Source organism: Rhodococcus sp. As11, from assembly GCF_048957735.1.
Classification (GTDB): domain Bacteria; phylum Actinomycetota; class Actinomycetes; order Mycobacteriales; family Mycobacteriaceae; genus Rhodococcus; species Rhodococcus gordoniae.
Map to the genome: position 1 here is coordinate 49,561 of NZ_JARDJE010000016.1, position 13,907 is coordinate 63,467.

Here is a 13,907-nt window from a genome sequence, read left to right on the forward strand (position 1 = left end):
TCATCCACCCGAGGAAACCTGGTCGCAGTCGGGTGCAGTCAGTCCCAGGGCGACGTTCAACTCGGGTACGTCGACTCGTTCGACCCCGAGAAATCCGAGTTGTCGGCCCTCGGTGTGCGCGGCGACGAGGTCGCGGACCTGTTCTTCGGCGAGGCCGGTGACCCGCGCTACCCGGGGCACTTGCAAGGCCGCATAGCCAGGGGAGATGTGCGGATCGATGCCGGATCCGGAGCCCGTGACCGCGTCGACCGGTATCGAGTGCGGTGTCACGTTCTCCCGCGCTGCGATCACCGCGCGTCGTTCCTCGACGAAGCGGGCGAGGATCTCACTGCTCGGGCCCTGGTTCGACGGGAGCGCAGCGGCCGGGTCGCCCGGGGCGAAGGCGTCATCGGCGGCGACGGATCCCACCGTCCGAAGGTGGAAGAAGGGATCCGGCTCGCCCGCGGGGACCTGTGGGTCCACACCGATCAGCTTGCTGCCGACCACGCACCCGTTCGCATCCGTCAGGGGCGACCCCTCGGCGCTGACGGATCCCAGTCGTCCGAGTGCCCATACTGCGGCCGGGTAGGCCACGCCCACGATCACGCTCAGAGCGACGAGCATCAGCAGTCCCACCCGAGCCGCTCGCACTACGCCTGTGATGAAGCCGAACGATCGCATCACGATCACCCCATTCCCGGAACAAGACGCACCACGAGATCGATCGACCAGATCCCGACGAACGGCGTGATCACCCCGCCGAGACCGTAGATCAGCAGATTGCGGCTGAGCAGCGATGACGCGCTCGCCGGTCGGTAGCGCACCCCCTTCAGGGCAAGAGGGATCAGCGCCACGATCACCAACGCATTGAAGATCACCGCCGAGAGGATCGCGGATTGCGGTGTGGCAAGACCCATGATGTTCAGCCCTGCCAGTTGCGGATAGATCCCGCTGAAGAGGGCCGGCAGGATCGCGAAGTACTTGGCCAGGTCGTTGGCCAGCGAGAAAGTGGTCAGGGCCCCGCGCGTGATGAGCAACTGTTTGCCGATCTCTACGACCTCGATCAACTTCGTCGGGTCGGAGTCGAGATCGACCATGTTCCCGGCTTCCTTGGCTGCCGAGGTTCCGGTATTCATCGCTACCCCCACATCTGCCTGAGCGAGGGCCGGTGCGTCGTTGGTCCCGTCGCCGGTCATCGCGACGAGGCGACCACCCTGCTGCTCCGCTCGGATCAATGCCAGCTTGTCCTCCGGCGTGGCTTCGGCGAGAAAGTCGTCGACCCCGGCCTCGGACGCGATGGCCTTGGCGGTGAGAGGGTTGTCGCCGGTGATCATCACCGTGCGGATGCCCATTGCCCGCAGTTGGGCGAACCGCTGTGCCATGCCGGGTTTGACCACGTCGGTCAATTCGATGACGCCGAGTACCGATGCGCTGCGATCATCGGCTCGGGCGATCACCAGCGGAGTCCCGCCGTCACGGGCGATTCTGTCGACGACGACGGTCACCTCCGGCGGTGTCGACCCACCGTGCTCGTCCACCCAGCGGATGAGGGCGTCGGCGGCGCCTTTGCGGATGCGGACGGGGCTCCCGGCGTCACCGGTCATGTCGAGCCCGCTCATCCGGGTGTGCGCCGTGAATGCGACGAACTCCGCGGACCCCTCGTTGCCGGACGGACTCGGATCGAGGTGGTACCGCTCGGCACACAGTTCGACGATGCTGCGACCCTCGGGTGTGCCGTCGGCCAGACTCGACAGTCGCGCGGCCGAAGCGGCTTCGACGTCCGTGACGCCGGGGGCGGGGTGCAATGCGGTGGCGCGACGGTTGCCGTAGGTGATGGTGCCGGTCTTGTCCAGCAACAGCGTGTCGATGTCCCCGGCGGCTTCGACAGCACGGCCGGACTTGGCCAGGACGTTGCGTTGGACGAGCCGGTCCATCCCGGCGATGCCGATCGCGGACAACAGCGCGCCGATGGTGGTGGGGATCAAGCACACCAGCAGTGCGACCAGTTCGACCGGTCCTTGCTCGACCCCGGCGTACGCACTCATCGGCCCGATCGCGACGACCGCGAGCAAGAACACGATCGTCAACGCGGCGAGCAGGATGTTCAGGGCGATCTCGTTGGGGGTCTTCTGCCGGGCGGCGCCTTCGACGAGAGCGATCATCCGGTCCACGAATGTCTGTCCGGGTGCGGCGGTGATCCGCACGACGATGCGGTCGGAGAGCACGGTGGTACCACCGGTGACCGCGCACCGGTCCCCACCGGATTCCCGGATCACCGGTGCGGATTCCCCGGTGATGGCCGATTCGTCGACTGTGGCGATACCGTCGATCACATCCCCGTCACCGGGAATCGTCTGCCCGCTCTCCACGACGACGAGATCACCCACGTGCAGTTCGGTGGTCGAGACGGATTCCTCGGTGCCGCGACCGGTGAGGCGGCGAGCGATGGTGTCCTGCTTGACTTTTCGGAGGCTCGCTGCTTGTGCCTTGCCCCGCCCTTCGGCGACCGACTCGGCGAGGTTGGCGAACAGCACGGTGAACCACAGCCACGCCGCGATCGACCAGGCGAACAGACTGCCTTCGGCCGCGGCCGCAGCGGTGGCCACCACCGAACCGACCAGTACGACGAACATGACCGGATTGCGCGCCACATGTCGGGGGTCGAGCTTGCGTATCGCGCCGGGCAACGACGTCACCAGCTCGCGGGTGGTGAACACCCCGCTGCCGACACGGTGTGGCCGGGTGGAGGCGGTCTCCCGCTCCGGACGAACATCTACAGTCACTGCAGTGCCTCTGCGATCGGGCCCAGGGCGAGGGCGGGGAAGAAGGTCAAGGCCGCGACAAGCACCGTCGTGCCGGTGAGCAGACCGGCGAATGCGACGCCGGCGGTGGGAAGGGTCCCCGAACCGGACGGGACGCGTCGCTGTGTGGCGAACGACCCGGCCAGGGCGAGGACGAACAGGATCGGCAGGAACCGCCCGAACAGCATGCACATCCCGAGGGAGGATTGAAGCCAGTCGCTCGTCGCGGTGAGGCCACCGAAGGCGCTGCCGTTGTTGTTCGACGCGGACGCGTAGGCATAGAGCACCTCGGTGAAGCCGTGGATCGCGCCGGGTGTGCCCGGGTCACCCGAGTTGCCGAGGTATCCGGTCGTGGACGAGAGGATCACTGTGATCCCGGTGCCGGTGAGCACCAGCGCAGGCATTACCAGCACCGCCAGCGCGGCCAGGGTGATTTCTCGTCTGCGCAGCTTCTTGCCGAGGAACTCGGGGGTACGGCCGACGAGCAGACCGCCGACGAACACGGCGATGACCGACAGGACGAGGATGCCGTACAAGCCGGTTCCCACTCCACCCGGCGCGATCTCGCCGAGCAGCATGTTCAGCAGCACGGCACCGCCGCCGAGCGGGGACATGCTGTCGTGCGCGGAGTTCACCGCGCCCGTGCTCGTTCCTGTGGTCGTCACGGCGAACAGCACCGAACCGGGAATCCCGAAGCGCACCTCCTTGCCCTCCATCATCGCGCCGGCGGCATTCGCAGCCACGCCGCGAGTGCCGGATTCGGCCGCCATCGTCACTGCCAGCACGGTGGTGTAGAGCAGGGCCATCACGGCAAGGACAGTCAGGCCTTGTCGGCGGTTGCCGATCATCGTGCCGAAGGTGCGGGTCAACGCGACCGGAATCAGAAGGATCGCGAGAATCTCGACGATGTTGCTGATCGGGGTGGGGTTTTCGAACGGGTGTGCAGAGTTGGCGGCGAGGATGCCACCGCCGTTGGTGCCCAGTTCCTTGATGGCCTCCTGCGAAGCGACCGGCGCCAGTGCTGTGGTGACCGTGTTCCCGTCCAGGCCGGTGGCGGTGAACCCACTGCGATACGACTGGATTACTCCCTGGGACAACAGGATCAGTGCGATGACGAACGCCAGCGGCAGCAGGATCCGCACGGTCCCACGGGTCAGGTCCACCCAGAAGTTGCCGATCTCACCGCCACCTCCGACACGCACCAGGCCGCGAATCAACGCAACCGCCACGGCCATACCGACGGCTGCGGACACGAAATTCTGTACCGCGAGACCGACAGATTGGGTCATCGGGCTCATCGTCGTCTCGGGAACGTAGGACTGCCAGTTGGTGTTGGTGACGAAGGAGACGGCGGTATTGAATGCGACTGCCGGACTCACCGCTCCCAGACCGTGGTCGAGCGGCAGGACACCTTGAAGGCGCTGCAGCGCGTAGAGGAAGAGCGCACTCGCCAGCGAGAAGCCGAGCACGCTCGCGGCGTATCCGTACCAGGTCTGTTCGGCGCGGGGATCGATCCGGCACAGTCGGTACATCAGGGACTCGACTCGAAAGTCCTTCCATCGCAGGGCGAGATCGGTCGTGTAGACCCTCGCCATATAGTCACCGAGCGGAACATAGGTCAAAGCCAGGACTGCGACGACCAAAGCGATCTGCAGTCCCGCGGCCACAGCAGGATTCATCGGACCGTCAGAACCTCTCCGGATCGAGCAGTGCGCTCAGCAGGTACACCACCAGTGCCGCCGCAAGCACGACGAGCGCGACGCTCCCCATACCCGTCCAGGTCATCTCTCACCGCGCACGTACAGAGCCCGCAGCACCAGGGCGCACACCGAGAACCCCATCAAGATCAGCACCACGTATGCGGTGTCGGTCATATCGTCTTCCCTTGCCGTCGACACGAACAGGCGCCGGTCGGCACCCGCATCACACGCTGGCACCCACCGAACCGGTTCGGCCGGATCCTTACGAAATCCTGATGCTCTCCGGCGATATCCATACGGGATCCTGATATCGGCTCTGCTCCTCCGGGGGAGCGCCGCCCGGGTCGGAGGCAACTGCCCGACCGGTGAACGATCGAATCGGTGCGCGTGCACGGTCCGGTCCGGGAAGACGAGTGAATCGTTCAGCAGTGCAGCCATTGCCGGCGATGTGCAGCTGCCGCCTTCGGTCGATCGCGTGTGGTGTCAGGCAAAGATGTCCTGATGGTAGCGCCCTTCGGTCTCGAGGCGGCGCAGCCGAACTTCTCCGTCGTCGCCCGTCCGGTCGGCGTAGATCTGTGCCAACGCTTGTCGGACAGCCGGTGCCATGCGCAGTCCGTCTCCACAGATATAGATATGTGCCCCTTGTTCGAGTAGGTCCCAGATGCGGTCGGCTTCGGCAGCCACGGCGTGCTGGACGTAACGGATCGGATGGCCGGGCAGCGCGGAGTAGGCCGTGTGCACCCGCACCCGGCCGGCTTCGTGCCAGGTGTCGAGTTCGTCGCCGTAGAGCCGGTCGTGCTTCGGGTGACGGCAACCGGTGAACAGCTCGATCGGTCCTGTCGAGGCGGTGTGGGCGCGCTCTTCCAGGAAACCCCTCAACGGTGCGATACCGGTTCCGGGGCCGATCAGAATCACCGGGGTCGTCGGATCGGCGGGTAAACGGAACGACGGTATGGGCGTGCGGACATGACCGTAGAAGATCTCTCCGGGTGTCAGATCTGCCAGGTAGGCAGAGCACGTGCCTCGGTACCGGCCCGTGCCCGACCACGCGGCACCTTCCACCAGCCCGACGGTGAGCCGGACATGACCCGGCCTCGCCGACGGTGACGACGAGATCGAGTAATAACGCGGACGGATCGGTCCGGTAGTTTCCAGAAAGACCGCCAGCGGCAGCGTGATCGAAGGGAACCATTCCAATAGATCGGTCACGCACACGTGCTTGGCCAGAATCTCCTCGGCGTAGGCGTGGGCGAGTGCCCTCAATTGCCCGCGGGTATGCGGGCAGGAGGTGTAGGCGGTCAGCGTCTCGAGATCGGAGCGTGTGGCAGGCTCCTGCAGTTCGACGAATTCGCTCAACAACAGCCCCACCGTGACCGGCCTGCCTATCGGCAGGTGGGTGGTTCCTCGGGCACGTAACCGCACCACCTGGCCGCGGGGGATACGGAGAACGCGTAGTGCCCGCTGCACCTGTTCGGGATCATTCCGGGCAACGACAGCGAGGTGATCACCTGCGGCATAGGTGACACCGTCGGGAAGTGCGGCAACGATCGAACGCACCCCGGGACGGGGTGCCTCACGCGAGAAGTCCCAGAGCCCGGCAGGATCACCGGTGAGTTCGTGGTTCTCGACCACGGTCAGCGGGACGGACGCCGCGGAGAGCACCTCGGGACGTGTGTCGGATTCTGTGAGAACGTCCACTCGGTAACGGCTACCGCCGGCATCGGCAGCTGTGCCGTACTCGGCGGCCAGCGCTTCCCACAGTGCAGTGGTCCACGCGCTGACACCACCGTCGAAATCACCGGCTGCGTCGGCCTCGCCCCGATCGACCAGAGGCACCGCTCCCGCCGCGGTCAGCTTGGCGTAGGCCCGTCGAGGAAAGGCCTGGTAGGTGGGCCACTGAGTGTCGCCGCAGCCGAGCAACGCGAGCCGTATGTCGTGCAGGGACGGCAGTTCGTCACAGGCATCGAAGAGTTGGGCATTGTCGGGTGCTCGGCCGTTGTAGCTGGCGGCGATCACGGCGAGAATCCCCTCACGGGGCGGTTCGGCAGCAAGTTCGTCGAGGGTGATCACGCGAACGTCGAAACCGGATCGGTCTGCCCGCTCGGCGAGCCGTTCGGAGATATCGGCGCAGGTGCCGAGGTTGGAACCGTACGCGATCGTCAGGACGGTACCGGCGGAGACCGCGTCGATCGGTTCCTCGGGGGTTGTCGCCGCGACAGGCGTGTGCTCGGTGGCCCGTTCATGAGGCCGGCGTTTCCGGACGCGGACGGTGAAACCGTCCGGTTTGAGAGTGAGGGTCTGCTTGAGCTTCATTCGGTAGGCACGCGGATCACCGATCGCGAACTGTTGCAGGATCAGCGCGAGAGCCAGCCTGGCTTCGGTGAGAGCGAACTGGCGTCCTATACAGGCGCGTTCGCCGTTTCCGAACGGTTTGTATGCTGCGGGATGGTGCGCGTTTCTGCGTTCGGGAAGCCACCTGTCGATGTCGAAATCGTCCGGCCTGTCCCACGCCTTCGGGTGGCGGTGCAGGGCCGGCAGCAACACGAAGATCTGTTGACCTTTGCGGATCGGATAGTGGCCGATCTCGGTGTCGGAGAACGGCTCGAGGATGATGCCGGGGATGGGTGACCAGATTCGGAGCGTTTCCTCCAGCACCCGGGGGATCACGTCCAGTTTCATGATCGCTTCGTATGTCGGCGCGGTGCCGTCGGGAAGCAGCCGGTCGACCTCGCGGTACGCCTGGGCGAGCGCATGGGGGTTGCGCAGCAGGTTGTACAGGGCGAAGGAGAGCAGTCCACTGGTCGTCTCGTGTCCGGCAATGAGGAAGGTCAGCACCTGATTGCGGATGTTCTCGTCGGGCAACGCCTGCCCGGTTCGGGGGTCGGTGGCGTCGAGCATCAAACCGAGAAGGTCCGTTCTACCGGCGTGGTCGCGTCCGCGGCGCCGGCGGATGACTTCGTCCACCAGTTCCTGCATGACACGGATGTCGGCTCGGTAGGTCTCGTCGCGTGTGGTGCGCATTCTGGTAACCAGTCGGGGCTGCCGAGCGCGGACCATGGCTTCGGTCAAGGCGTTGCTCATCGCTTGAAGGAAGGGATGAAGTTGTGGGGAGGTGAAGGATTCGAATCGGAAGCCGAAGCCGGTGAGCGCAATGGTGTCCAAGGTCAGACGAGTCATGTCGTCGGCGACGGGCAGGTCTTCGCCTTCCCTCCGAGCCCAGGATGCGGTCAGGGCTTCGGCGACCTCGAGCATCTCCGCGAAGTAGGCCTTCATGGACCGCTGTCCGAATGCGGGCATCAGGATGCGGTGTGCCTGACCCCAAACCGGTTCGTTGCCGCGTGCAGTGAACAATCCGTCGCCGGCGAAGTCGCGCACGAGCGACAGTGGTGGCGCGATGCTCTTGTAGAACCGTGTCTCGTCGCAGACCTCGGCAACGAGGTCGGGATCGTAGACGAACATCGCCCGGTGACCCAGGATGTCCACCTGAAAGATGCCCTCGGGATGCTCCTGGGCCGCTTCTACCAGGAAGTCGGTGGGTACGTCGCCGGCAAGCTGGAGGGCGTTGCCGAGGATGGGCACTCCTCGCAGGCTGGGGACGGAGCGAGTCGCGGACACGGAAGACTCCTCCGGGCCGGGGCGGGTGGCTGTACCACCACCAGCCATACACTGTATGGCGATCGCTAGCATACGGCGTATGGCCGCCAGCGCGCATCGGGGTGCACCCTTGACCCCGGAAGAGATCTATTCGACAGCTCTGCGCCTCATCGATGCGATCGGGGTGGAGGGACTGTCCATGCGCAAGCTGGCGGTCGAACTCGACGTCAACCCGATGTCGCTCTACCACCACGTCGACAACAAGACCGCACTTCTCCGGCGGGTGTGCGCCTTGGTTGCCCTCCAACTGGATGTGCCCGACGATGACGAGGCCCCGTGGACAGAGCAGCTCCGGGCGCTCGGCTATGCGTGTCGCACCAGTGCGCGCCGGCATCCGTCTCTGTGGCTCTACGCGCTGTCGCATCCGGAGGTGACCGGAAGCGATCACCTCCTCTGGAGAGCGCTCGACCGGGTTCTCGCCAACGCCGGTGTCGATGAGGAAGAACAGGTCTACGCCCGCAAGACCCTCTTTGCTCTCCTGGCCGGTTTCATCCTCGGTGAGACGACCGGTGCGCTGAACGAGCAGGGCGGTGCCGCGGACCCCGACAAGACCTTCGAGGCTTTTCTCAACTTTGCGATTTCCGGACTGTCGGCATTCTGAAAGTTGTTCTGCGTCTACACTTTGCGCAAACTCTGCAGTCCCCGGCTGGTAGTGCGGAGTGCAACGATCGATCCGATGGAGCCGATCCCGGTGCGACTCTGTTCGCTTCGATCGGATGGGGTGACCCGATCTCGTGAACGACGGAGGATGCAGTGGAGCAACGCTTGTAGTCGTCATTACCGTGTGCGGACGAGCTTCGCCGGTGTCGTCGGTGAATCGACCGTGCGGATGGTGGCATCCAGGGCGAGAGCCCGTGTCCGAATTCTGTTGTGGCGCTGCCGCCGAGAGAATGGTTCCACGACGTGATCGGAGCTCGGTGGTGAGTAGACCGGTGCGGGTGAATCGCCGTTTACCGCGTAGTGCACCATCGATGTGAATACTCGACTCGACAATGTTGGTGAGGGACTCATGGATCCGATTGCCACCCGGTGTGAATTTCGCGGCCACGGTGTCGTACTTGCCGCGGATCGGTGGGACCCACCCACTGTGAGCGACAACGGATCGGGTATCGACCGCAAGGGTGTGGTGTTGTTGCTGCACGGTGGCGGGCAGACCCGGCACTCCTGGCGAAATACCGGCCGAAGGCTGGCGACGGACGGCTGGTCTGCCATCGCTGTGGACGCCCGTGGCCACGGGGACAGTCGATGGGCACCGGACGGGGACTACGGCATCGATGCTCTGGTCGCCGATCTGACGGCGATCATCGGCGAGCTGGGGGAGAAGCCGGTACTGGTCGGGGCGTCGATGGGCGGTATGACGTCGTTGATCGGGCAGGGCGAGAATCCCGACCTCGCTCGCGGGGTGGTCCTGGTCGATATCGCGCCGAAAGTCGAAACCGAGGGCATCGCCGAGATCGCGGCGTTCATGCGCAGTGGCCTCGAAGGATTCGCCAGCCTGGACGAGGCTGCCGCAGCGATCGCGGCGTACACCCCGAACCGTGCTCGCACGTCCAATCCGCAGGGGTTGCGCAAGAACCTGCGCTTGCGCGACGGCCGCTGGTTCTGGCATTGGGATCCGGCGTTTCTTCGCCACGGTGACGAGCCCACTCGTCAAACCGATTCCCTCATGCGGTACGAACGCGCTCGAGAGGCTGCGGCGGCGATCACGGTGCCCACCATGCTTGTTCGGGGCCGGCAATCGAATGTGGTCAGCGAGGAAGGTGCGAAGGAACTGCTCGACCTGATCCCGACCGCCACGCTGATCGATGTCACGGGCGCCGGCCACATGGTCGCTGGTGACGACAATGACGTTTTCAGTGACGGATTGAAGGAGTTTCTCGACGACCGCGTCGTCACCGCACGGTCTTGAAGCAGGTACGACCTGGAGGTCGCCGACAGGAGCGCTCGAATGTCGTCAGGGCTGTAGGCCGGGAGGCTGCCATTCTCCGGTGACCGGCGCCGACTCGAGAGACCGAACCGGGTATGCCACGCCGGTGCCGAGTACTCGGATGCCGACGCGGTCGCCCGGATCGAGAGTGGTGACACCGAAGCGGCGCACGGTGACGCGTTCGGGGACTGCGCCGTCGGGGGCGTCGAGGCGGATACCGATGAGCATCTCCGATCCGAGATACTCGACATCGACGACCATCCCGGACACATCGGCGCCATCCAGGGTGAGCTCGATCTGCTCGGGCCGCACCATGACCTGGGCGCGTCCGTGGACACCGTTCGCGGACACCGGGATCTCGCCGAGCGCGCAGCGTGCCGTTCCGCCGTCGATGCGAGCCGGCAGGACGACGGCGTCACCGATGAACTGTGCGGTGGTGACGTCGATGGGGGCGGAATAGATCTCGCGGGGGGTGCCGATCTGGGCGAGCCGACCTGCATTCATCACTGCGACCCGGTCGGCGAAGGACAGCGCCTCGGATTGATCGTGGGTCACCAGGATGGTGGTGATCCCGGCCTTGGCGAGAACGTCGGCGACGATCCTGCGAGTGCTCGCCCGCAGGCCGGCGTCCAGCGCGGAGAACGGTTCGTCGAGCAGCATCAGTTCCGGTTCGCGCGCCAGTGCCCGCGCGAGGGCCACTCGTTGCTGCTGCCCGCCCGACAGCTGATCGGGTCGTCGGGACGCGTACGAGGCGTCGAGGGAGACCATCTCGAGCAGTTCGGTGATCTTCGCTGAGGTGCGGGCCCGGCGGGGAAGGCCGAAACCGACGTTCGCTCCCACGGTGGCGTGCGGAAACAGCGCACCGTCCTGGGCGACGTAGCCCACCGAACGCCGGTGCGCGGGCGTCCAACCACCGCCTGCGACGATCCGGCCGGCCAGGGCGATGGTGCCGGAATCCGGTTTCTCGAAACCCGCGATCAGGCGGAGCAGGGTGGTTTTGCCGCAGCCGGACGGGCCCACGATCGCCGTGGTCGAGCCCGCCTTCACGGAGAACCCGACGTGCCGCAGGACCGGCGTGGCGCCGAAGGACTTGTCGAGTGCGGCCACTTCGAGGGCGTAGGTCATAGTCCCGCCACCTTCTTCGACTGAGAGAAAAGCAGGTAGGTCATGGGCAGCGACAGCACGATCATGAGCAGTGCATACGGTGCGGCGCCGGCGTAGTCGATCTCGCTGCTCAGGGACCAGAACTGCATGGAGAGAGTGCGGGTACCGGTCGGAGCCAGCAGCAAGGTGGCGGTCAGTTCGTTGACGATACCCAGGAACACCAGCGCGCCACCGGCGGCCATGGCCGGGGCCGCCAGCCGCAAGGTCACCCGGAAGAACGCCGAGAGTGGGGACAGGCCGAGCGACTGGGCGGCCTCCTCGAGCCCGACAGGGGCCTGGGCGAGTCCCGCCCGCAGATTGACCAGTGCGCGTGGCAGGAACAGTAGCGCGTAGGCGGCGATCACCACGGTCACGCTCTGATAGAGCGGAGGGAGATAACGGATGGTGACCGTGACGAACGCCAGTGCCACGACGATGCCGGGCAGCGAACTGGAAATGTAGGTGCCGCCCTCGAGGATGCGGCTGAACCGACCCCGGTGGCGGATCGAGATCCAGGCGATAGGGAACGCGAGTACACAGGTCACCACGGCGCCGACGATGCCGAACCCGAGGGTCTGCGCCAGCGCGGCGGCCATGGCGTTCCATTCCCAGACGTCGCCGCCACCGATGATGAGCCATCGCAGGACACTGCCGACGGGGACACCGACCGACAACGCGATCAGAACCCCGAGGAACAGCAGTGCGATCGGTGAGTACCACGGGCCGAGCTCGGCAGGCACGGCTCGGCGGGCAGCTCCTGGACCGAGACGGGCGTACCGGGCGCTGCCGCGGACGACCGCTTCGATGATCAGCAGGGACAGGCAGAGCAGGACCAGAACGCCGGCGAGCATGGTCGCTGCGGTTCCGTTGAAGGTCGATTGGTACTGCTCGAAGATCGCCGTGGTGAAAGTGTTGAATCGGATGAAGACGAACGCGCCGTATTCGGCGAGCAGGTGCAGTGCGACCAACAGTGCTCCGCCGGCGATGGCAAGGCGCAGTTGCGGGACGACGACGCGGAAGAACACAGCCCACGGGCCGACGCCGAGGGCTCGCGCCGATTCCTCGACGGCGGGATCGAGCCGACGTAGCGTCGCGGCGGTCGGAATGTAGACGAGCGGGAAGTAGGAGAGGGTGGCGATGAGAACGCCGCCGTGCAGTCCGCCGAGGGAGGGAATCAGCGTCACCCACGAATAGCTGTTGACGAACGCCGGCACGGCGAGCGGTGCCGCGAGGAGCACCGCCCACACCTTCGCTCCCGGTACCCGGGTGCGCTCGACGAGCCAGGCGGCGAGGACACCGACGACGATGCAGAGGGGCACCGTGACGACGACCAATTGCACGGTGTTCGTCAGCAGTTCGCGGACGCGTGGGCGGAACAGCAGCGCGGATGCGGTATCCCAGCCCGTGTCGATGCTCTGCACGACGATGTAGCCGAGTGGGATGAGTGACGCGGCCACCACGATCAGTGCGGCAACCGCCAGGGGGAGCGGCGGGCGCGGCCGAGCGTCCGGGCGACGGGGAGTGTCCGCGTCGCCCGACCGCGTGCGGCCGATCGGTGCGAGTTTCAGAGCAGGCCGGCTTCCGTCATGAGTTCGGTGACCTGCGGGCTGTTGAGCTTCGCGGGGTCGACCTTCGGGGCCTGCAGATCGGCGAGCGGCACCAGTTCCGGATTCGCCGGCACATCGCTGCCGACCGAGTACTCGAAGGACGTCCCGGTCTGCAGAACCTCCTGGCCTTGTTTCCCGGTGACGAACTTCAGGAACCGCTGCGCTGCGTCCTGCTGGGTGCTCGATTTCAGGACGCCGCCGCCCGAGACGCTCACGAACGCGCCCGGATCCTCGTTCTTGAAGTAGTGCAGCGCGACGTTGTTGCTGTTCTCACCGGTCCTGGACTGATCTCCGAACCAGTAGTAGTGGTAGATCACGCCGCCCGGGATCTCCCCGGCGTTGACGGCCTTCATCACCGTGTTGTTCCCCTGGTAGGTGCGCACATTCTCCTTCATCCCGGCCAGCCACTGGCGGGTGGCGTCCTCACCCTTCAGCTCGAGCAGCGCACTGATGATGGCCTGGAAGTCGGCGCCCGACGGCGACGCGGCCCATCGGTCCTTCCAGGCAGGGTCCTGCAGGTCGAGCAGCGACCCGGGAAGCTGGTCCTGGGGCAGGCTGTCCTTGTTGTATGCGAAGACGGTGGAGCGGGCCGCGATGCCGGTCCACTTGCCGCTCGACGGCCGGTACTGGCTCGGGACCTGGTCGAGGACGTCCTGGTCGACGTCGGCGAAGAGTCCGGCGTTCTCCACCAGCGTCATCGCCGGGGAGTTCTCGGTGAGGAAGACGTCGGCCGGCGACTGGTCACCTTCGGCGACGAGGAGGTTGCCGAGTTCGGTGTCGTTGCCGTTGCGTAGTTCTACCTCGATGCCGGTCTCGGCGGTGAAGGCGTCGGCCCATTCCTGGGTCAGTGACTCGTGTTGGGCGTTGTACACGGTGATCTGGTCGGCGGTGTCCGAATCGGCTCCGCCACCCGAACCGGACTCCGAGCACGCCGACAGTGTCAGCACCGCGGCGGTGGCCAGAGCCACTCCCGATATCAGTCCGGTCCGAATCCTCATAGTGTGTCCGTCCTCTTGTGCAGCGGGAAATCTCCCACCCGTGGTCAGGAAAACGATGCTACTCGAAGGATTGGCAAGCCTAATAATCGGAACCGGAT

Annotated in this window: 10 protein-coding genes; 2 read left to right on the forward strand and 8 right to left on the reverse strand. The window is 65.7% G+C overall.

From position 1 onward, the window contains the following. From PV766_RS18240 to PV766_RS18260, 5 genes are all read right to left on the reverse strand, one after another. Entirely contained in the window at positions 1 to 660 is a 660-nt protein-coding gene (locus PV766_RS18240) for a potassium-transporting ATPase subunit C (RefSeq protein ID WP_421097570.1), read from the reverse strand. Positions 661 to 665: 5 nt separating this feature from the next. Further along, positions 666 to 2,762 carry a potassium-transporting ATPase subunit KdpB gene (gene kdpB, locus PV766_RS18245; RefSeq protein WP_421097571.1) on the reverse strand — a complete coding sequence of 699 codons (2,097 nt, stop codon included), beginning with the start codon at positions 2,760 to 2,762 and terminating at the stop codon, positions 666 to 668. Next, on the reverse strand, positions 2,759 to 4,459 hold the full coding sequence (gene kdpA / locus PV766_RS18250; protein ID WP_064063694.1) for a potassium-transporting ATPase subunit KdpA: 1,701 nt from the start codon (positions 4,457 to 4,459) through the stop codon (positions 2,759 to 2,761). The genes kdpB and kdpA overlap by 4 nt, the downstream gene beginning before the upstream one ends. A gap of 7 nt (positions 4,460 to 4,466) precedes the next feature. Then, positions 4,467 to 4,565: a K(+)-transporting ATPase subunit F gene (kdpF, locus tag PV766_RS18255; protein WP_016934111.1), complete on the reverse strand. Its 99-nt coding sequence runs from the start codon at positions 4,563 to 4,565 to the stop codon at positions 4,467 to 4,469. Between the two features lie 398 nt (positions 4,566 to 4,963). Next, complete coding sequence (locus tag PV766_RS18260) at positions 4,964 to 8,095, reverse strand: bifunctional cytochrome P450/NADPH--P450 reductase (protein ID WP_242496837.1); 3,132 nt, start codon at positions 8,093 to 8,095, stop codon at positions 4,964 to 4,966. Between the two features lie 79 nt (positions 8,096 to 8,174). Here PV766_RS18260 and PV766_RS18265 point away from each other — a divergent pair, with 79 nt between their 5' ends. Both PV766_RS18265 and PV766_RS18270 read left to right on the forward strand, forming a co-directional pair. Further along, positions 8,175 to 8,735, forward strand: coding sequence for a TetR/AcrR family transcriptional regulator (locus tag PV766_RS18265; protein ID WP_016933505.1), 561 nt, complete (start codon positions 8,175 to 8,177; stop codon positions 8,733 to 8,735). A gap of 408 nt (positions 8,736 to 9,143) precedes the next feature. Further along, positions 9,144 to 10,043, forward strand: coding sequence for an alpha/beta fold hydrolase (locus tag PV766_RS18270; RefSeq protein ID WP_064063692.1), 900 nt, complete (start codon positions 9,144 to 9,146; stop codon positions 10,041 to 10,043). Positions 10,044 to 10,088: 45 nt separating this feature from the next. Here PV766_RS18270 and PV766_RS18275 read toward each other — a convergent pair whose 3' ends face one another. The 3 genes from PV766_RS18275 to PV766_RS18285 all read right to left on the reverse strand — a co-directional run bounded on the left by PV766_RS18275 (position 10,089) and on the right by PV766_RS18285 (position 13,809). After that, positions 10,089 to 11,186, reverse strand: coding sequence for an ABC transporter ATP-binding protein (locus tag PV766_RS18275; RefSeq protein WP_064063691.1), 1,098 nt, complete (start codon positions 11,184 to 11,186; stop codon positions 10,089 to 10,091). Then, positions 11,183 to 12,685 (reverse strand): ABC transporter permease, encoded by a 1,503-nt coding sequence (locus tag PV766_RS18280; protein ID WP_421097623.1) that lies wholly within the window; start codon positions 12,683 to 12,685, stop codon positions 11,183 to 11,185. Before PV766_RS18280 ends, PV766_RS18275 begins: the two co-directional genes overlap by 4 nt. 83 nt (positions 12,686 to 12,768) lie before the next feature. After that, positions 12,769 to 13,809, reverse strand: coding sequence for an iron ABC transporter substrate-binding protein (locus tag PV766_RS18285; protein ID WP_064063689.1), 1,041 nt, complete (start codon positions 13,807 to 13,809; stop codon positions 12,769 to 12,771). Positions 13,810 to 13,907: the final 98 nt, after the last annotated feature.

Bases quoted from the DNA above. Each gene is read 5' to 3' on its own strand.
- PV766_RS18240 (WP_421097570.1), bottom strand. From the start codon at position 660: ATGCGATCGTTCGGCTTCATCACAGGCGTAGTGCGAGCGGCTCGGGTG.
- kdpA (WP_064063694.1), bottom strand. From the start codon at position 4,459: ATGAATCCTGCTGTGGCCGCGGGACTGCAGATCGCTTTGGTCGTCGCA.
- kdpF (WP_016934111.1), bottom strand. From the start codon at position 4,565: ATGACCTGGACGGGTATGGGGAGCGTCGCGCTCGTCGTGCTTGCGGCG.
- PV766_RS18265 (WP_016933505.1), top strand. From the start codon at position 8,175: ATGGCCGCCAGCGCGCATCGGGGTGCACCCTTGACCCCGGAAGAGATC.
- PV766_RS18270 (WP_064063692.1), top strand. From the start codon at position 9,144: ATGGATCCGATTGCCACCCGGTGTGAATTTCGCGGCCACGGTGTCGTA.
- PV766_RS18275 (WP_064063691.1), bottom strand. From the start codon at position 11,186: ATGACCTACGCCCTCGAAGTGGCCGCACTCGACAAGTCCTTCGGCGCC.
- PV766_RS18285 (WP_064063689.1), bottom strand. From the start codon at position 13,809: ATGAGGATTCGGACCGGACTGATATCGGGAGTGGCTCTGGCCACCGCC.